The organism is Dyella sp. C9 (assembly GCF_003332825.1).
Classification (GTDB): Bacteria; Pseudomonadota; Gammaproteobacteria; order Xanthomonadales; family Rhodanobacteraceae; genus Dyella.
The window spans coordinates 36,689-55,261 of sequence record NZ_QIRF01000024.1 but is presented as its reverse complement, the minus strand read 5'-3'; the positions used below and the strand labels follow the sequence as shown (position 1 = coordinate 55,261).

Annotated in this window: 19 protein-coding genes; 6 read left to right on the top strand and 13 right to left on the bottom strand. The window is 67.8% G+C overall.

The window, feature by feature from the left end; genetic code table 11:
• Positions 1–408: 408 nt before the first annotated feature.
• Together DVU99_RS19030 and DVU99_RS19025 are read right to left on the bottom strand one after the other, a co-directional pair.
• Entirely contained in the window at positions 409–615 is a 207-nt protein-coding gene (locus DVU99_RS19030; protein WP_114241808.1) for a hypothetical protein, read from the bottom strand.
• A gap of 115 nt (positions 616–730) precedes the next feature.
• Positions 731–928 (bottom strand): rubredoxin, encoded by a 198-nt coding sequence (locus tag DVU99_RS19025; RefSeq protein WP_114241807.1) that lies wholly within the window; start codon positions 926–928, stop codon positions 731–733.
• Between the two features lie 94 nt (positions 929–1,022).
• Between DVU99_RS19025 and thiE the strand changes: the two genes are divergently transcribed.
• Genes thiE through DVU99_RS19010 form a run of 3 tightly spaced genes read left to right on the top strand, consistent with a single transcriptional unit; the run spans position 1,023 to position 3,555 of the window.
• On the top strand, positions 1,023–1,646 hold the full coding sequence (gene thiE, locus DVU99_RS19020) for a thiamine phosphate synthase (protein ID WP_114241806.1): 624 nt from the start codon (positions 1,023–1,025) through the stop codon (positions 1,644–1,646).
• 11 nt (positions 1,647–1,657) lie between these two features.
• Positions 1,658–2,944, top strand: a complete 1,287-nt coding sequence (gene hemL, locus DVU99_RS19015) for a glutamate-1-semialdehyde 2,1-aminomutase (RefSeq protein ID WP_114241805.1) — start codon at positions 1,658–1,660, stop codon at positions 2,942–2,944.
• Positions 2,941–3,555, top strand: coding sequence for an HAD family phosphatase (locus DVU99_RS19010; RefSeq protein ID WP_114241804.1), 615 nt, complete (start codon positions 2,941–2,943; stop codon positions 3,553–3,555). Before hemL ends, DVU99_RS19010 begins: the two co-directional genes overlap by 4 nt.
• A 55-nt stretch (positions 3,556–3,610) precedes the next feature.
• On the opposite strand, the gene DVU99_RS19005 is transcribed toward DVU99_RS19010, so the two are convergent.
• From DVU99_RS19005 to DVU99_RS18970, 8 genes are all read right to left on the bottom strand, one after another.
• Positions 3,611–4,846, bottom strand: coding sequence for an acetylornithine transaminase (locus DVU99_RS19005; protein WP_114241803.1), 1,236 nt, complete (start codon positions 4,844–4,846; stop codon positions 3,611–3,613).
• 834 nt (positions 4,847–5,680) lie between these two features.
• On the bottom strand, positions 5,681–7,021 hold the full coding sequence (locus DVU99_RS19000; RefSeq protein WP_198670390.1) for a sigma-54 dependent transcriptional regulator: 1,341 nt from the start codon (positions 7,019–7,021) through the stop codon (positions 5,681–5,683).
• Positions 7,022–7,326: 305 nt separating this feature from the next.
• Positions 7,327–7,746, bottom strand: coding sequence for a VOC family protein (locus DVU99_RS18995; protein ID WP_114241801.1), 420 nt, complete (start codon positions 7,744–7,746; stop codon positions 7,327–7,329).
• Between the two features lie 31 nt (positions 7,747–7,777).
• Positions 7,778–8,200: an HIT family protein gene (locus tag DVU99_RS18990; RefSeq protein ID WP_114241800.1), complete on the bottom strand. Its 423-nt coding sequence runs from the start codon at positions 8,198–8,200 to the stop codon at positions 7,778–7,780.
• A gap of 5 nt (positions 8,201–8,205) precedes the next feature.
• Complete coding sequence (locus tag DVU99_RS18985) at positions 8,206–9,024, bottom strand: NAD(P)-dependent oxidoreductase (protein WP_114241799.1); 819 nt, start codon at positions 9,022–9,024, stop codon at positions 8,206–8,208.
• A 111-nt stretch (positions 9,025–9,135) separates the two neighbouring features.
• Entirely contained in the window at positions 9,136–9,738 is a 603-nt protein-coding gene (locus tag DVU99_RS18980) for an LON peptidase substrate-binding domain-containing protein (RefSeq protein ID WP_114241798.1), read from the bottom strand.
• 104 nt (positions 9,739–9,842) lie between these two features.
• Positions 9,843–11,198, bottom strand: a complete 1,356-nt coding sequence (mpl, locus tag DVU99_RS18975) for a UDP-N-acetylmuramate:L-alanyl-gamma-D-glutamyl-meso-diaminopimelate ligase (protein ID WP_114241797.1) — start codon at positions 11,196–11,198, stop codon at positions 9,843–9,845.
• An 85-nt stretch (positions 11,199–11,283) separates the two neighbouring features.
• Entirely contained in the window at positions 11,284–11,868 is a 585-nt protein-coding gene (locus DVU99_RS18970; protein WP_114241796.1) for an adenylate kinase, read from the bottom strand.
• 226 nt (positions 11,869–12,094) lie between these two features.
• On the opposite strand from DVU99_RS18970, the gene DVU99_RS18965 reads away from it, so the two are divergent.
• A complete protein-coding gene (locus DVU99_RS18965; protein ID WP_114241795.1) occupies positions 12,095–12,532 on the top strand; it encodes a VOC family protein in 438 nt (145 codons plus the stop codon).
• A complete protein-coding gene (locus DVU99_RS18960; protein WP_114241794.1) occupies positions 12,529–13,797 on the top strand; it encodes a 6-phosphofructokinase in 1,269 nt (422 codons plus the stop codon). Before DVU99_RS18965 ends, DVU99_RS18960 begins: the two co-directional genes overlap by 4 nt.
• A 3-nt stretch (positions 13,798–13,800) precedes the next feature.
• Here DVU99_RS18960 and DVU99_RS18955 read toward each other — a convergent pair whose 3' ends face one another.
• On the bottom strand, positions 13,801–14,568 hold the full coding sequence (locus DVU99_RS18955) for an alpha/beta hydrolase (RefSeq protein ID WP_114241793.1): 768 nt from the start codon (positions 14,566–14,568) through the stop codon (positions 13,801–13,803).
• Positions 14,569–14,730: 162 nt separating this feature from the next.
• Between DVU99_RS18955 and DVU99_RS18950 the strand changes: the two genes are divergently transcribed.
• Positions 14,731–15,096 carry an RcnB family protein gene (locus DVU99_RS18950; RefSeq protein ID WP_114241792.1) on the top strand — a complete coding sequence of 122 codons (366 nt, stop codon included), beginning with the start codon at positions 14,731–14,733 and terminating at the stop codon, positions 15,094–15,096.
• A 32-nt stretch (positions 15,097–15,128) separates the two neighbouring features.
• On the opposite strand, the gene DVU99_RS19850 is transcribed toward DVU99_RS18950, so the two are convergent.
• Both DVU99_RS19850 and DVU99_RS18940 read right to left on the bottom strand, forming a co-directional pair.
• A complete protein-coding gene (locus DVU99_RS19850) occupies positions 15,129–17,186 on the bottom strand; it encodes a hypothetical protein (RefSeq protein ID WP_157971488.1) in 2,058 nt (685 codons plus the stop codon).
• 329 nt (positions 17,187–17,515) lie between these two features.
• The gene (locus DVU99_RS18940) at positions 17,516–18,328 is read right to left on the bottom strand and encodes a hypothetical protein (RefSeq protein WP_114241790.1); all 813 of its coding nucleotides are present in this window, start codon (positions 18,326–18,328) and stop codon (positions 17,516–17,518) included.
• Positions 18,329–18,573: the final 245 nt, after the last annotated feature.

The window sequence follows — 18,573 nt, the reverse complement described above, 5'->3', positions numbered from 1 at the left end:
TCAGCGTTGGAACATTTCGTTCCGAGTGAGCCGCTCATCTTACATCATCTTTCCAGTCCGTCAACACCTTCAGCGAAAATCTTTTTGCTTCGGTGTTTTCTGCTGGACCCCTTCGAGGATGAACATCTCGTCGGGGCAGGAGGGAAATAATAGCGTGGCCTCCCGGATCTGGGAAGGGGTCAACACGATTTTTTTTCACATCCGTGACAATTCGGCGCCGCACATCGGCCGCAGGCCGCATGGTTGTCACGATTCGGGCGCATGGCCCCGTGATGATCGACTTCGCCTAGCCGCTCGAACGACCAACGCAGGCGTGTGTCGTCGCGTCATCGCCCATATATATAGCTATGGCGCGAAAGCTCCATCTTTGGATGGGACGCGGGCCCGGCTGCCCGCACCGCTGCGGATTCAGCGTCGCGCCGCGGTTGCCACGAGTGGCTGGCGTATCGGCGTGACAAGGGAAGTGGCGCCAGAGGGTGCTGCAAGCGGCGCACCGGGCATGGCCGCGGCAAGATCGTGGCGGCATGGGACGCCGACGTGATACGGGACGAGCATTTCGGGACGCAGCTGTTCCAGGGCGTCCCAGTCGTCTTCGAACGGAATGAACTGTTGCATGGTGCTGCTCCTGCAGGTCGCAAACCCCGGGGTCGGGCTTGCAGGAGCTATCTAAACAAACGGCCCGGTCCGTACGATGACGGAATCGGGCCGTTTCGAGGCAAGCAGGAGCGGTTCAGTCGATTTCGATCATCTCGAAATCTTCCTTGGTCGCGCCGCAGTCCGGGCAGGTCCAGGTATCGGGGACGTCAGCCCAGCGGGTGCCCGGCTCGATGCCCTCATCGGGCAGGCCTGCCGCTTCGTCATAGATGAAGCCGCAAACGACACACATCCATTTGCGCAGGGTGCCGGTTTCGTTGGAGCTCTGATTCATCGCTGGACTGCTTGATGTGGAAAATAAGAAGTCATTCTCGCAACTCCCCCGCCGATGCGAAAGCGTATGGCGCTCGTTTTCAGGATGGAACCCGATGCATGCACGACTGAAGGGCCGCGGCCTGTACGTAATCACCGATGGCCCGCGCCGCAACCTGCTGGAAGTGGTGGCGCTGGCCCTGGCCGGCGGTGCCAGGCTACTGCAATACCGCGACAAGACCACCGATCATGCCCGCCGCCTGACCGAGGCCCGGGCGATCCGTGCGCTGTGCGTTGCCCGCAAGGTGCCGATGATCGTCAATGACGACGTGGCGCTGGCCATGGCCGCCGGCGCCGATGGCGTACATCTGGGCGAGGAGGATGGCGACATCGCCGCCGCGCGGGCGCAGCTCGGACCCGAGGCCATCATAGGGGTGTCCTGCTACGACTCGGCCGAGCGCGCCTTCCAGCTGGCCGCGGCGGGCGCGGATTACCTGGCGTTCGGGGCGTTCTTCCCCTCCCCCACCAAGCCGCATGCACGCCGTGCATCGTTCGACCTGCTGCGACAGACCGCCGCGCTGGGACTGCCTCGGGTGGCGATCGGTGGCATCACGCCGGACAATGGCGGCCCCCTGATCGATGCCGGCGCCGACTACCTGGCGGTGATCTCCGCCGTCTTCGGCGACCCGGACGTGCGCGGTGCCGCCGCACGTTTCGCCCAACTCTTCCATTCGCACTGAGATTGCCCACGATGACCACCAACCATGAGCTTTTCCAACGCGCACTGCAGCTGATGCCGGGCGGCGTGAATTCGCCGGTGCGCGCTTTCAAGTCGGTGGGCGGCGAGCCGTTCTTCACGGCGCGCGCCGATGGCGCCTATCTGTGGGATGTCGAAGGCAAGCGCTATATCGATTATGTGGGCTCGTGGGGCCCGATGATCGTCGGCCACAACCATCCGCACGTTCGCGAGGCGGTGGAGCGCGCGGTGAAGAACGGCCTCTCCTACGGCACGCCCTGCCCGGCCGAGGTGACCATGGCCGAGATCATCACGCGGCTGATCCCGTCGATCGACATGGTGCGCATGGTCAATTCGGGTACCGAGGCCACCATGTCGGCGATCCGCCTGGCGCGCGGCGCCACCGGTCGCAACCTGATCGTGAAGTTCGAAGGCTGCTACCACGGGCATGGCGACAGTTTCCTGGTAAAGGCCGGTTCGGGCGCGCTGACCTTTGGCGTGCCGACTTCGCCGGGCGTACCCAAGGCGAGTGCCGACCTCACGCTGACCCTGACCTACAACGACCTGGATGCCGCGGTGCAACTGTTCGAGGAGCATGGCCACGACATCGCCGGCCTGATCATCGAGCCGGTGGCCGGCAACATGAACTGCATTCCGCCGAAGGACGGCTACCTGCAGGGCCTGCGCGAGCTGTGCACCCGGCACGGCGCGCTGCTGATCTTCGACGAGGTCATGACCGGTTTCCGCGTGGCCCTCGGCGGTGCGCAAGCCTATTACGGCGTGACGCCGGACCTCACCACCTTCGGCAAGATCATCGGTGGCGGCATGCCGGTGGGCGCCTATGGCGGTCGCCGCGAGCTGATGCAGCAGGTGGCTCCGGCGGGCCCGATCTACCAGGCCGGCACGCTGTCGGGCAATCCGGTGGCCATGGCCGCGGGCCTGGCCATGCTCGAGCTGATCCAGGCGCCGGGCTTCTATGAAGCGCTGGCCGCGCGCACGCGCCTGCTCACCGATGGCCTGCAGGCGATCGCCGATGGCGAAGGCGTGGCGTTCACCACCAACCGCGTGGGCGGCATGTTCGGCCTGTTCTTCACCGGCGGGAAGGTGGACAGCTACGCCCAGGCCACCGCGGCGGACGCAGCGATGTTCAACCGCTTCTTCCACGGCATGCTGGAGCGTGGCGTGTACCTGGCACCGTCTGCCTTCGAGGCGGGCTTCGTCTCCAGCGCGCACAGCGAGGATGACATCGCCCAGACGCTCGACGCCGCACGCGGCGCGCTGCGGGCTGCCCGCGCCGGATGAGCACGGCGTTGCACTGCGTCCTGTTCGACCTGGACGACGTGCTGGCCGATTACGATCGCAGCGTGCGCGTGCGCACGCTGGCCGAAGCCCTGGGTCGCAGCCCGCAAGCGGTGCAGGCGGCGATCTACGAATCGGGCATCGAGGACGCGGGCGACAGCGGCGCGCTGGACGCCGGCGCCTACCTCGCCGCACTGGGTGCGTGGCTCGAATGCAGCATCAGCGAGGAAGCATGGACGGCGGCACGACGTGCCGCCACGCGCATCCGCCCCGAGGTGCTGGCATTGGCCGAGAGGCTCGGCAGGCACCTCACCGTGGCCCTGCTCACCAACAACGGCGTGCTGATGGCACGACAGCTGCCATACATCGCGCCACCGCTGTTTCCCCTGTTCGAAGGGCGCGCGTTCGCGTCCGCGCAGTTCGGGGCGCGCAAGCCCGACGCGCGGGTCTATCTCGACTGTCTGGATGCGCTGGGCATGGCCCCTGCGACGACGCTGTTCGTCGACGACAACATCGCCAATGTGGAAGGCGCGCGGCGAGCCGGCTTGCACGCCCATCATTTCGTCGACCTGGCCGGACTGCACGCAGCACTCCGGCCATTCGGCCTGCCCTGATCGAGGGCAGGTGATGCCATGGCAGGAGCGCAACGCTCCTGCCGGGCCAGGAGGATCAGGCCGCGAGGTAGGCGCGCAGCGCGGCTTCCAGGCGTGCGAGGCCTTCGGCCACGTCCGCGTCTGAAATGTTCAACGGCGGCACGAAACGCAGCACATCGGGGCCTGCCTGCAGCACCAGCAGGCCATGGCCGGCGGCGAAATCGAGGATGCTGCCGGCCTTGCCCTTGTGGGCGTCCTTGAGCACGGCGCCCAGCATCAGGCCACGGCCACGCACTTCTTCGAACAGGTCCAGCTCTTCGTTGATGCGGGCCAGACCATCACGCAGCGCCTGCGACTGGCGTCCTACGTTGGCCAGCGTCTCCGGTGAGGAAAGCTTGCGCAGCGCCACGCGGGCGACGGCGGCAGCCAGCGGATTGCCGCCGAAGGTGGTGCCGTGCGCGCCGAACTGCATGGTTTCGGCGACCTTGGGACCGGCCAGCAGCGCGCCGATCGGGAAGCCGCAACCAAGGGCCTTGGCCAGGGTCACGATGTCCGGACGCACACCGTCCTGCACGTAGGCGAACAGGGTGCCGGTACGGCCCATGCCGCACTGGATCTCGTCCAGCACCAGCAGCGCGTCGTGCTGGTCGCACAATTCGCGCACACGCTTGAGGAAGCCCGGCGCGGCCGGCAGCACGCCGCCCTCGCCCTGCACCGGCTCGAGCATCACCGCGGCCACGTCACCGTGGGCGAACGCGGCTTCGAGTTGGGCGACGTCGTTGAAGTCGAGGTAACGGAAACCACCCGGCAGCGGCTCGTAGCCTTCCTGGTACTTGGGCTGCGCGGTGGCGGTGACCGCCGCCAGCGTGCGGCCGTGGAAGGAGCCGCGGAAGGTGACGATCACGCGCTTGGCGGCATCGCGCCCCTGGGACGCGGCCCACTTGCGCACCAGCTTGATCGCGGCCTCGTTGGCCTCGGTGCCGGAGTTGCACAGAAACACGCGCTCGGCAAAGCCCGAGGCGGCCACCAGTTCCTCCGCCAGCCGCAGCGGCGGCTCGCTGTAGAACACGTTGCTGGTGTGCCACAGCTTGTGCGCCTGCGTGGTCAGCGCGGCGAGCAGGTCCGGGTCCTGGTGGCCCAGCGCGTTCACCGCGATGCCGGCGCCCAGGTCCACGTACTCGCGACCCTGGGTGTCCCACACGCGCGAGCCCTTGCCGTGGTCCAGCACCACGTCGCGCGGTCGATAGACCGGCAGCCAGTAGCGCTTGCCGAGATCGATCAGGGACTGGGCGGAAGGGTCTTGCGCGTGCATGTCGAGACTCCGGGCCTGCCGGGAAAGGCGGCGCCTTGGGGTTATATGGGGTCGAAGTGGGGAAGCGCACCGCCTGACGCGGCGCGTCATGCATCCTAAGCCCTGGGCCCGGCGATTGCACGGCGGGCGCCCGCGGCAGCTGGGGTGTCAACTTCGATGGCGCCGTGTGTCCCACCCGTTACCCCCGCCTCAAAGCGCATAACCACGCCATTTCTCGGGCATTTGCCCGCCCGGCGGGGCCGCCGGCTGTAACGCCGCCAAGACGCCCGCTCGCCCGCCTGACCGACACTGGCAGCCGGCAAACCGCGCCACTGCGCCATTCGTGGCATCTGGCACAGCACTTGCTGCACTGACACCGTACAGGCGGGAAGGGGGAAGGGCCAGCTGCGACAACGCACCGAACACCGTGGCAGGGATATCCACGGCGGCGGACTGGCGATGCCCTTGGATGGTCCAGGGCAAGGTCGGCGCGGACATCGCAGCTGGCAACGGGAACCTTCTTTGGCGCACCCACCATCGCGTGGGCAGGCAGTTCCAGCAGTCTTCCGCCGCGAGGCGGCAACGAGGGCGGTAACCCGGCAACCCCTGTGGCCGGGGCACCAATGGAAGCCCCCGGCCCGACCCCTGCGGGCCGGGGGCCTTCCTTTCCAGCCCGCTGCAAGGCGAGTGCGTGGAACGGAGTGAGTGGCGGGTGCTTGCAGCAACGTGGCTGGGTAGGCGCCCAACCAGCCACAACTGGGCGAGCATCCGCCACTCACTCCGGTCGCGCCGACTCCCCCGCCATAGCAAAACGGCCGCGACCCAACGGCCGCGACCGTCTGCAGGGACTCCCCTTCAACGCAGTTCGTCGAGCGCGAGCTGGTGCTTCTTGCACAGGCGATAGATGGTGACGCGCGAGACCTTCAGGCGCCGCGCGCATTCGCTCACGTTGAAGCGGCTCTCGCGCAGGCATGCGATCACCGCATCACGTTCGGCAGCCACGCGGGTGCTGCCGAGGCTGGAACGTGCGGCCTGGCGGGTGAGCACGTCGGAGAGATCCAGGTCTTCCACGCTGATCAAGGGATCCTCCGCCACCACCGCGGCGCGCTGCACGCGATTGAGCAGTTCGCGCACGTTGCCGGGCCAGGCGAACTCCAGCATCGCGCGGCGCGCGCCGGCACTGAAACCGCGTGCACGGCTGGCGTGCTGTTCGCGGAAGGCGTCGAGGAAGCGCTGCGCGAGCAGCAGCACGTCGTCCTCGCGTTCGCGCAGCGCCGGCATGCGCAGGCGCAGCACGTTGAGGCGGTAATACAGGTCTTCGCGGAAACGGCCCTGCTCGACCGCCTTCTCCAGGTCCACATGGGTGGCCGCCAGCACGCGCACGTCCAGCTTGATCAGCTGGCTGCTGCCCACGCGCTCCAGCGTGCCTTCCTGCAGGAAGCGCAACAGGCTGGTCTGCGCATCCAGCGGCAGGTCGCCCACTTCGTCAAGGAACACGGTGCCGCCGGCGGCGGTTTCGAAATGGCCGATGCGGCGCGCGTTGGCGCCGGTGAAGGCGCCGCGCTCATGGCCGAACAGTTCGGACTGCACCAGGTTCGGTGGCAGTGCGCCGCAGTTGATGGCCGCGAACGGCCGCTCAGCGCGCGCCGAAAGCCCGTGCAGGGCACGCGCGGCCACTTCCTTGCCGGTACCTGTTTCGCCGGTGATCAACACCGGCAGCTCCACCGGCGCGTACTTGCGGATGCTGGCCACCACCAGGCCGATCGCGGCGCTGCGCCCGGTGACGCCGATATCGCCCGGTTCCGGGGTGGCCGGCTGGTTGCCGCCGATGCGCGCCAGCGTTTCGACCAGACGGTCGACATTCACCGGCGTGCTGAAGTATTCGATGCTGGCCTCGAGCACGCGGTCGATCAGCGGCTCGTGCACCGGCATGTCCGGCGCGATCAGCGCCACCCAAGGCAGCCACGGGTGGTCGGCCATCAGCTGGGCCATGGCGTAGGTGGATGCGAGGTCGCCGTGCCTGAGGTCGGCCAGCGCCACCACCGTATCGTTGTTACGCATGCCAACACCGCTCTGGGTACTGGCATCGGCCACGCGGATGATCCAGCCCGCGTTGGACAGCCCGGCCCGCTCTTCCTCGGCGGGCTGTCCGAACCAGACGACGCAGCGTCTGGCTTCCTCCCTCATAACAGCCATGGCTCCCTCCCCTTCCCCTGATAAGGGTCACAGGTTTCGGCCGGTCGCAGCCAACCCATGCTGGCCACCCCCCGGTTACCACGCCCGTCGCGACAACCTACCCCGCGAACGCTGCATAAATGTGATATGCATCACACAATATACAACTCTGCGCGTGACGGTTACCCCACAAATGGGCCAGATCCGTCGAACAGAAGCGGGGGTAGCGGCGGCCGCCTAACACCAATGGCCTAGTGACGGACTCTTGCGAAACCAGGCCACAAGGCGCTGCGGAGTCTCGCAAGATCCATCGCGGCTGCCGGAAATCACCACACGCCGGTGTTGGGCATCGACGCCCAGGGCTCCTGGGGCGGCAGCTGGCCGTCCTGCAGCAGCTCCACCGAGATCAGGTCAGGTGAGCGCACGAAGGCCATGTGGCCGTCCCGGGGCGGCCGGTTGATGGTGTAGCCCATCGCCTGCAGGCGGGCGCAGGTGGCGTAGATGTCATCCACACGGAACGCCAGGTGGCCGAAATTGCGGGCGGTGCCGTAGTCCTCGGTGGAATCCCAGTTGTAGGTCAGCTCGATCTCGGCCTCCGGCGACCCCGCGGCGGCGAGGAAGATCAGGGTGAACTTGCCGCCCGGGTTTTCCATCCGCCGCTTTTCCACGAGACCCAGCCCCTCGCAGTAAAAACGCAGGCTGGCGTCGACATCGCGGATGCGGACCATGGTGTGCAGGTATTTCATGGGGGTACTCCGTGGCGCCGGGGATGCGCCGTCAGGGGGAAAAGACCTCGCGGATGCGCGCGGCCAGTTGCTCCAGCGCGTCGCGCGGGGTGGCTGCCGGCAGGCCGTGCGGGTAGACGCGCAACAGCCCGTCGGCCACGCGCCGTGGCTGCACGTGCAGGTGGAAGTGCCCCACCTCCTGCCCCGCAGCGGCCCCGTTGGATTGCCACAGGTTGATCCCGGGTGGATGCAGCAGCCGGCCCAGCGCCTGGGCCACGCGCACGCCCAGCTGCATCACATCGCCCGCCAGCTCGGGGTCGATGGCGTGGATGTCCGCCACGTGCTGGCGCGGGATCACCAGCACGTGGCCAGGCACGGCCTGGCGCAGGTCGAGAAAGGCCAGCGAGTGCTCGCTCTGCGCGACCACGCTGGCTTCCAGCCGGCCGGCGACGATCTCGCAGAACGGACAGCTCACGGCGCTCAGTCCAGGAACAGGTCGGGCAACAGCGGCTGGGCGGGATCCATCGCGTACGCGGCCAGGTCGGTGATGCCGGCTTCGCGCAGCACGTCCTCGTCGATGAGGAAATGCCCGGCAAAGCCCTTGGCCGGACGCGTCAGCACGGCGTGCGCCGCATCGGCCACGATGGTCGGCTTGCGGCAGCGCTCGATCGCCACGCCCGGAATCATGTTGAGCGCATCGGTGGCGATGATGGTGCGCGGCCACAGCGCGTTCACTGCCACGCCCTTGGGGCCGAACTCGCCAGCCAGGCCCAGCGTCACGAAGCTCATGCCCATCTTGGCCAGCGTGTAGCCGGTGTGCGGCGCCCACCACTTGGGATCGAGCGACGGCGGCGGCGCCAGCGTGAGGATATGCGGGTTGGCCGACTTGAGCAGATGCGGCAGGCAGGCCTGCGCGCAGAGGAAGCTGCCGCGCGCATTGACCTGCTGCATCAGGTCGAAGCGCTTCATCGGCGTGTCCAGCGCGCCGGCCAGCCAGATCGCGCTGGCGTTGTTGACCAGGATGTCGATGCCGCCGAAGCGCTCGACCGTGGCGGCGACCGCGGCCTGCACCTCGTCTTCCTCGCGGATGTCGCACTTGATCGGCAGGGCCTTGCCGCCCGCGGCCTCGATCTCGGCGGCGGCACTGTGGATGGTGCCTGGCAGCCGGGGATTGGGCACGCTGCTCTTGGCGGCGATGGCGATGTTGGCGCCGTCGCGCGCGGCGCGCAGTGCGATCGCCAGGCCGATGCCGCGCGAGGCACCGGTGATGAACAGGGTCTTGCCTGCGAGGCTAGCCATGCGTGGTTCCGCCGTAGTCGGGAAACCCCCAGTGTAGGAGCGCACCCTGTGTGCGAAAAGCCTGCGGCGCGTTACGGCGCCGCCACCGGGTGCGCTGCTGCGCGTGCGGTATCAGGCGCGCTGGAATCGCGGGAGGATGTCGCGCAGTTCGGCCAGGCGGCGCAGCGGATCGGTGAGTTCGAGCATGCGCTGCTGCTCATCCGCATGCAGCGGCAACAGCTCGGCAAGGCGAAAACCCACCCAGCCCGCATCATCGTAGAGATGCCTGGGCGCATGCCGCCACTGCGGCGCCATGTTCTCGACCAGCCGTTCGAGGATGGACGGCAGCAGCGACAACTCCACCGGCACCGTCTGGCCCGGCTCCTCGGCCCACACCTCCACGTCGCCGCGCACCAGTCCGTCCGAACGCACCCGCGTACGTGCCACGCGGAACCGCGCGCCGCCTTCGACCAGGATGCCGAGCAGGCCATCCTCGCGATTGTGGAAATCGATGATGCTCGCCAGCGTGCCCACCGCGGCCGGCGTAGCCGGCTCGCCGGCCTCCTGGCCTTCCAGGATCAGGCACACCCCGAACGGGCTGCCGGTGCGTGCGCATTCGCGCACCATGTCCAGGTAGCGCTGCTCGAAGATGCGCAGCGGCATCTGCCCGCCCGGATAAAGCACGGCGGACAGCGGAAACAGGGGCAGGTCGCGGGTGGGAGATTTGGCTGCCATGCCGCCCAGTCTAGCCTGTCCACCCCGTCCCCTCGTGCAGCGTCACGGTGCGGCGACACGTGCCGTTCGCGCACAGGGTGCGCTCCCGCGGGGGGACGGACGGATCAGGCCTTGAGGGCTGCCGCAAAGCGCCGGGGCGCGCCTTCGAAACCGCCGTTGGACATGAACACCACGTGGTCGCCGGGCTGCACCTGCGAACGCAACGCGGCGATCAACGCATCCACGCTGGGCACGGTGCTGCCGCGGCCTTCGAGCGCGCCGGTGACGCGGCTGGCATCCCACGGCAGTTCAGGGCGATGCAGGAACACCACGGCATCCGCATCGGCCAGCGACGGCGCCAGTGCGTCGGCGTGCGCGCCCAGACGCATGGAATTCGAACGCGGCTCCAGCGCCACCACGATGCGCGCCTTGCCCACCTTGGCGCGCAGGCCCGCCAGCGTGGTGGCAATGGCGGTGGGGTGATGGGCGAAATCGTCGTACACGCGCACGCCCTGGACCTCGCCCACTACTTCCATGCGTCGCTTGACGCTCTGGAAGCCGGCGAAGGCCGGCAGCAAGGCGCGCGGGTCGGCGCCCGCCGCCGTGGCCGCCGCCAGCGCGGCGAGCGCATTCATCACGCTGTGGTTGCCCAGCAGCGACCAGTGGATTTCGCCCAGGCGTTCGCCGGCACGGTGCACCACGAAGGCACTGCCGTCGGCTTCCAGCAATTGCGCCTGCCAGTCGCCCTGGCCGATGCCGAAGGTTTCCACCGGCGTCCAGCACCCCATGGCGAGCACCTTGGCCAGATGGGCGTCGTGCGCGTTGACGATCAGCCGGCCGTTGGCCGGCACCGTGCGCACCAGGTGATGGAACTGCCGCTCGATCGCTTCCACGTCGGGGAAGATGTCCGCGTGGTCGTATTCGAGGTTGTTGAGGATGGCGACGCGCGGGCGGTAGTGCACGAACTTCGAGCGCTTGTCGAAGAACGCGCTGTCGTACTCATCGGCCTCGATCACGAACGGCTTGCCCGAACCCACCCGCGCCGACACGTCGAAGTTGCCCGGCACGCCGCCGATCAGGAAGCCCGGCGCCAGCCCGGCGCTTTCCAGCAGGTGCGCCAGCAGGCTGGTGGTGGTGGTCTTGCCGTGCGTGCCGGCCACCGCCAGCACTTCGCGCCCCGGCAGCAGCGTCTCGCCCAGCCACTGTGGGCCGGAGATGTAGCGCAGCTGCTCGTTGAGCATGTATTCCACCGCGGGGTTGCCGCGCACCATGGCATTGCCCACCACCACCAGGTCCGGCGCCGGCTGCAGGTGCGCGGCCGCATAGCCTTCCATCAGGTGGATGCCGAGCGACTCCAGCTGGGTGCTCATGGGCGGATAGACGTTGGCATCGGAACCTTCCACGGCGAGGCCAAGCTCGCGCGCCAGCGCGGCGACGCCGCCCATGAAGGTGCCGCAGATGCCCAGGATATGCAGACGCATCGGTAACCCGTTCGATGAAGCCAGGGCCGCCACGCAGGGCCAGCCCCCGGAAAACAGCGGGCCGCCTTGCGGCGGCCCGGGGATATCAGCCGTTGGCGGCGGCCGATTCGGCCGAGAGTGCACGCTTGATGCGCGCAGTGACCTCGTTGAGTTCACCCACGCCGTCCACCACCTGCAGCTTGCCGCGGCGGGCGAAGAACTCCGCCACCGGCGCGGTCTGCTCGGCGTAGACCTTCAGGCGGTCGCGCACCACCGCCGGATCGTCGTCCTTGCGGTGCTCGGCGGCAAAGCGGATCTCGCAGCGGGCGATGATCGCCTCGTTGGGCACGTCCAGCTTGACCACGGCGTCCAGCGGCTGGCCGATCTTGGCCAGCAGGTGATCCAGCGCATCGGCCTGGGCCAGGTTGCGCGGGTAGCCGTCGAGGATGAAGCCGCCCTTGACGTCGTCCTGCGAGAGGCGCTCTTCCAGCATCGCCAGCAGGATGTCGTCGGACACCAGCTGGCCGGCATCCATCACCGCCTTCGCCTTCAGGCCGGTGGGCGTACCCGCGGCCACCGCCGCGCGCAGCATGTCGCCGGTGGAAATGTGCGGCACGCCGAGTTCCACCTTCAGGCGCGTGGCCTGGGTGCCTTTGCCCGAACCGGGCGGACCAAGTAGGACGAGTCGCATAGTGCTCCAAGGTGTCCCCGGGTCACCGCACGCTGCGGGCCCGCGGAGTGCAGGAAAATTGGCGTCCAAGTTAGCTTCTGCGGCCCATGACGTCAAACCACGCGACGCTCACGGCGACGCCAAGCCATTGTTGTGAAAAGATTTAGTGATGACACGCGTTTGTCACGCATGCGGCGCGGCGTCGCGGGTTTAAGCTCCAGGGCTTCCCTGGCGGAAGGAATCGACCATGACGGCACCCCGGATCCACATCGTCACCCTCGGCGTGGGCGACCTCGCGCGCTCCCGGCGCTTCTACGAAACCCTGGGCTGGCACGCCTCCTCGGTGAGCAACGAGAACATCATCTTCCTCAAGGGCGGGGGCAGCGTACTGGCGCTGTACGGTCGCGAGGCGCTGGCCGAGGACGCGCTGGCCGAGGACCTGCCCACCGGCTTCGCCGCCGTGACCCTGGCCCGCAATGCGGTCTCCCGCGACGAGGTCGATGCCTGGTTCGCGGCGGCCGTCGCGGCCGGGGCGCGACCGATGAAGACGCCCGAGGAGGCCTTCTGGGGCGGTTACTCCGGCTACATCGCCGACCCGGACGGTCATCTGTGGGAGTTCGCATTCAACCCGTACTTCGTGTTTGATGAGCACGGCTACCTCGCCCTGCCGGATGGAACCCCATGAAGTCGACCTCCAAGCCCAAAGGCCGCCTGCTCTATGCCCAGTCGGGCGGCGTCACCGCCGTGATCAACGCGACCGCGGCAGGCGTGATCGACGCGGCCCGCGCCAAGGGCGTGCCGGTCTATGCCGCGCACAACGGCATCCTCGGTGCACTGCGCGAGGAGTTGATCGATACCACCCGGGAATCGAAGGCCGCCATCGCCGCACTGCGCCACACGCCGGGCGGTGCCTTCGGCTCGTGCCGCTACAAGCTCAAGTCGCTGGAGGCGAACCGCGCCGAATACGAACGCCTGATCGAAGTGTTCCGCGCGCACGACATCCGCTGGTTCCTCTACAACGGCGGCAACGACTCGGCCGATACCGCGCTGAAGATCTCGCAGCTGGGCAAGGCGCTGAACTACGACATCCGCTGCATCGGCGTGCCCAAGACGGTGGACAACGACCTGGCCGTCACCGACTGCTGCCCCGGCTTTGGCTCGGTGGCCAAGTACACCGCCGTCTCCACGCTGGAGGCGAGCCTGGATGTCGCCTCGATGGCCGACACCTCGACCAAGGTGTTCATCCTCGAAGTGATGGGCCGCCATGCTGGCTGGATCGCCGCGGCCTCGGGCCTGGCCGGCGAAGGCGCCGATGCGCCGCCGCACCTCATCCTGTTCCCCGAGCGCGTGTTCGACGAGGCGGCGTTCCTGGCCAAGGTGAAGGCCACGGTGGAACGCGTGGGCTGGTGCACCGTGGTGGCTTCCGAAGGCATCCGCAACGCCGAGGGACAGTTCCTCGCCGAAGCCGGCACGCGCGATGCGTTCGGCCATGCGCAGCTGGGCGGCGTGGCGCCGGTGCTCGCTGCGCTGGTGAAGGAAAAGCTTGGCTACAAGTACCACTGGGCCTTGCCCGATTATCTGCAGCGCTCGGCACGCCATCTCGCTTCGGCCACCGATGCCGCGCAGGCCTACGCCGTGGGCACCGCGGCGGTGGACTACGCCTTGAAGGGCATGAATGCGGTGATGCCGGTGATCGTGCGCAGCAGCGATGCGCCGTACCGCTGGAAGATCGAGCCTGCGCCGCTGTCGAAAATCGCCAACCGCGAAAAGAAGATGCCCGCCGGCTTCCTCACCCGCGATGGCTTCGGCATCACCGCCGCCGCGAGGCGCTACCTGGCCCCGCTGATCCAGGGCGAGGCACCGCTGCCCTACGGCAAGGACGGCCTGCCCCGCTACGTGAACCTCAAGAATACGCTGGTGGCACCGCGACTGGCGCCGTTCGCGCGCTGATCCTCACTGCAGGAAGCGCGACAGGGCTACGCGGTAATCCGCGTAGTCCTGCACGGTGTTGTGCCCCGCATCGGCCACCACCTGCTCCAGCGGTGATTGCGGGAAGGCCTGGATCAGCGCGGCCGTGCGCACCGCGGAAATGATCTCGTCCTGCTCGGCACGGATCACCAGCACCGGGCAGCGGAGGGCCGACGCATAACGCCACGACTCGTAGCGCTCACGCATCAGGGCATTCACCGGCAACCACGGAAAGTACCCCGAGGCCACCCGTACCAGGCTGTCGAACGGCGTCACCAGCACCAGCCGCTCCACCGGACGCCGCGCCGCCAGCTGCACGGCCACACCGCTGCCCAGGCTGCGCCCCAGCACGGCCACGGTGGAGTGGCGTGGCGCCACCCGGTCGAACAGCGCCACCGCATCGTCCACCAGCGCCGCTTCGCTGGGCGTGCCGTCGCTGGCCGCATACCCTCGATAGGCCAGCAGATAGATGGTGCGGTCGGGCAACCAGCGCGAGAGATCGCCGCGCGCGTCCTCCACGCGCTCCCCATTGCCACCGAAGTAAAGCAGCGCCTTGGCATGGCCCGGGTTCACCACCCAGCCCCGCAGGTGGACGCTATTGCGATCCAGCTCGAAGTCCGGCGCCTGCTGCACCCGCCAGGTGGGCTCGGGGTGATACACCTGCTGGCGCTGGCCCAGCACCATGAAGAGGCATATGCCGCCGTAAGCCACCAGCGCCAGCGACAGAAGCACCAGCAAGACCCTCACGGCCATCCCTATCCTCCTTGCTGACTGACCGGTTCACCTGCATGAGCCACGCCTGAAAGCTCGCATGGATGCCGCAGGAAATCACCCTCGACGTTCAGACGCAGATTCCTACGATACCGCTGCCTGACCAACGCCCGGGGCGGCGGCAGTGCCACCGAGGAGACCGCGATGAAGATGCTTTCCAGCGCATGGATTGCCCTGGGTTTGCTGGTTGGTAACAACGCCGCCCTGGCTGACCCATGGCATGACCACGGCCGCAATGATCGCGGCGGCTGGCATGACCGCGACGATGGGCGCCGTGACCGAGACGGTCACGGCCACTGGGAGCATCGTTACTACAGCGATCGCCGTTACGAAGGCCGCCCTCGCTGGGGGCGCGGCAATCGCTATGACGGTCCCTTGCTGATCGTCAACGACTACAGCCATTACCGTCTGGCGCCGCCGCCGTATGGCTACCGTTGGGTGCGCGACGGCGGCAGCTATCTGCTGGTGTCGATGGGCGACAACGTGATCCTGGACATGATCATCCGCTGACGCCGGGGCGCGGGCGGTTGCGACCGCCACCCTTAGAACGCCACGCATGCCCGCTCGCCGGGCACACTGGCTGCCAGCCGCAGGCAATGACGGTTCCGGCGGGCTTCCATGGAGCCCGATTCCAGCGCCGCCCATGCGCTTTGCGCTTCCTGCCATTGCCTGAGCACGTGCGATGGCAACACGGCACCCGCGCGCCAGGCCTGCTCGGCATACAGGCAACCGCGCCGGTGATCGCCCGCACGCAAGCCACTCTCCGCCAGCAACTGCAGCGACAGTGCATCGCTGGAATCGACCACCACCTCCAGGCACCTAGCGTACACCACGCGCTCCTTTTCTTCGCCGAGCGCAAGCAACGCCGCCAGCATGCAGCGCAATGCATCGATGGCCAAGGTGGGAACGGCGGTCAGTGGCCGAGCCAGTTCCACCGCCTGCTGGTAGCAGCGCAACGCGACCTCGGGGGCGGCTTCCTGGGCGCGGGCCAGCGCAATCCGGCACGCCTGCAGGCGCAGTCCTCGATCGCAATCCACCCATGGGGCCAGCACGGCCTCGGTGTCATCCAGCAAGTTCGTCCGCGCCGCATGCCGCTCGCGCATGGCACGGCTCAAGCCAATGCGCGCGAAGGCCCGCGCGTAGGCGCGTTCATCGCCTTGCACATGCAGGCGTTCAAGCACGATGCCCGCCTCCGCATAGCGATCCGCAGCCATTCTGCCGGTGACCGACTCTGCCATGGCACAGAGCACATCGATCCACGGCACCAGCAACGCAACGGACTCCGGCCGCTGTTCGGGCGCCGCCCAAGCGGCATGCAACTCCCGTAGACGAAGACGGCGTTCGCCCACATGCGGGCTGGCATGCTGCGCATACTGCAGTTCCGCTTGCAGGAGTGCGCCCCGCCATGCCGCATGGCCAGGCGAAAACGCCAAGCCCCCTGCCAACAAGTCGCGCGCCTCCAGCAGCCGCGGCACAACGCGCTTCGGCCCCCATCCAGTCGGCACCACCCGGAGCACGCGCTGAAGCTCCCATACGGACTCGGCATCTGGCCGCGCCTCTTCGCTCACGGCGATGCGCAGCGCCGCCTCCGCCTCGGCCAGGAGGTCATCGTCGACATGCGGTCCGATCAGCGCACGCTGATGACAGGCCTCACCCAGTGCCCGCAGGGCTTTTGCGTCCCGCTCCATGGGCGGGATCTCGCGCAAGGCCTGGATACGTTCGTCGAGCACACTCGCCACCACCCATTCATCCGGTTCTGCTTCCGCTTCGAACGGCGGAGCGTGCACGTCAGCGTCCGGCGCGGGGATGTTGTCCATATACGGCCGGCCATCCACCGCGGGCGCTGGGGTAGCGGCGACGGGGTGCGTCCCTGTCATCGCATCACCAGGCGCTTCAAGCGCGGGGCCAGGCGCATCGAGGCTTCCTGCAAGGCTGCCAGGATCAAGCTGCGCTGGGCGTACCCACGTCGAGCCGGCAGGCTGCCCGAACAACTCCCCCTGCACAGCGGCGACCGGCAGGAACGGTGTCCGCGTGAACAGGCCCTGCGCCGAAGCACGCCGAAGAAGGATCTCCTGCGACAGAACGCCCCCCTGCAGCATGGAGTCATGCGAAACGGCCGAGGGCGGCTGCGCCCTCTCGGGCGATGGTGCATTGCCATGCGGCGAGGCGCTCTCGCCAGCATCGTGTCGGTCCGGCCTCATCGAAGCCTCCATGTTTGGTGTCTTGGGGCGCGCATCCGCAAGCCCGTGGCGCATCACCGAGCCATCCCAGGTCAGGGCAAGTACGACAGGCCGTTGCCGGGACGGTGGCGGCAAGGCCCCGGGTATCGCGATGCGTGCATCGCGCCGGCGGCGAAACCTGGCCAGCCATCCGACGCCCCACAGCGACAGGGCAAGCGCGGGAATCCAGCCATAACGCCCCAGCTGCAACCGTGTCATCACGAGGTTATGACTCGACCCGCCCGCGTTGCCGCAACAGGACGCCGGTGCGACCTCCGCCGCGACATCCGCAGGCGAGACAGCCAGCGACGGCGGGGGAATGGGCCCGGCGCCGGTACCCGGATCCGAGGGTGTGTTGTCCGAGATGGCCCAGGCGGCCATCGGTCCCTCCGCCCATGGCCCGGGACGGCGATAAGGAACCGGTTCGTCCAGCGCGGATCGTCGCGCGACGTCCCGCTGGGCAGCCGCGGGTCGTGAACGGGGCGAGATCGAACGGCCACGTGGCGTGACGTGGTCGGCACGCGTTGATCCAGCCAGCGGCGCAAGCGGAGCCGCGACATGCTCCGCATCGCCGCCTCCCGAGGGCCGACTCGCTCGGGAACACGCCACCTGCGCGCCCGTGCTTGCGAACAGCAGCACCCAGGGAAGCAGGGCGCACCTCGCGATGGAACGGACCTTGGCTGCGCGCATCCCTTGCTCGTCTTCCAGGCTCAGAGTTCGAGCAGGTGTGAGAACACCTCGTCAGCCTCCCTGTGCGTGGCAATCACGTTCTGGCTGACCCAGCCCGGGAAGATGTTCGACGTGCTCCCTGCAAAATTCAGCGCGCTGTGCAGGTAAGGCAGATGCGACCAGCAGCGATAGCCAAGGCCCTTGAGTGCCTTGATCTCCTCCATCGCCTGGTCACTATGGGAAAGGCGGAAATAGATGATGGGGTGGTCATGGCGCAGCGTCGCTTCCGCACCCGCCAGCAACGGCAGCAGGCCACCGGCACGATTGACCTTGACCAGATGCAGCTTGCCGAGCCGCAGCGCATCGAGCGTCATCTGCGTACAGGTTTCCGCCGGCTGGTCATCGGCGGCATCGAGGTACACGGTGGCGCCTTGCTTTTCCCCAAGCGCCGCGTGCAGCGGGTAGACATTGCGGACGCCGTTGAGTGCCAGCGTGGAGCACAGCGCAATATGGTCGAGGCGGCGCGGTTCGACGACATGGACCCTTCCGCCCTGGCCGACGAGCTTCGACAGCCACAGGGTTTGCGCACCGTACTCCGCGCCGTACTGAAGCACGGCCTGCCCCTCGTCGAGCAGGGCGCCGATGGTATCGAGCTCCTGTTCGATCCACTCGCCGTACTCCGACAAGGATCGCGTGACTGGCGTCCTGCACGGCTGGGCCAGGATGAGACCACAGCGCGTCTGCCAGAAGGCGGGCTTGGGGCCGGGCGTCTCCTGCAGCACCGGGGCGAGGCTCTCCGGGGTATCAATGACGGGTGCCGCGACGGCCTCGTCGGGATGCGACTCTTCGTTCATGGCGCTCTCTCAGCATGACAGTACGGGGACAAATCCAAGGGTCGGGAGGGATTCGCCCCGACTGTCCTGGTGAATTCGGCGCGCAGGGAAATGACGGGCGCAGTCCCTCACCTTACAGAGAGCCATCCAACACGCACGAAAGCCTGCGCCGAGCAACGCGTCGTCCTGATCGGACGTGGCCGTAAGAACACCGTGTAGCTGCGATGCGGCGGAATGCTCCAGCGCTGCATCGCACAACACTGATC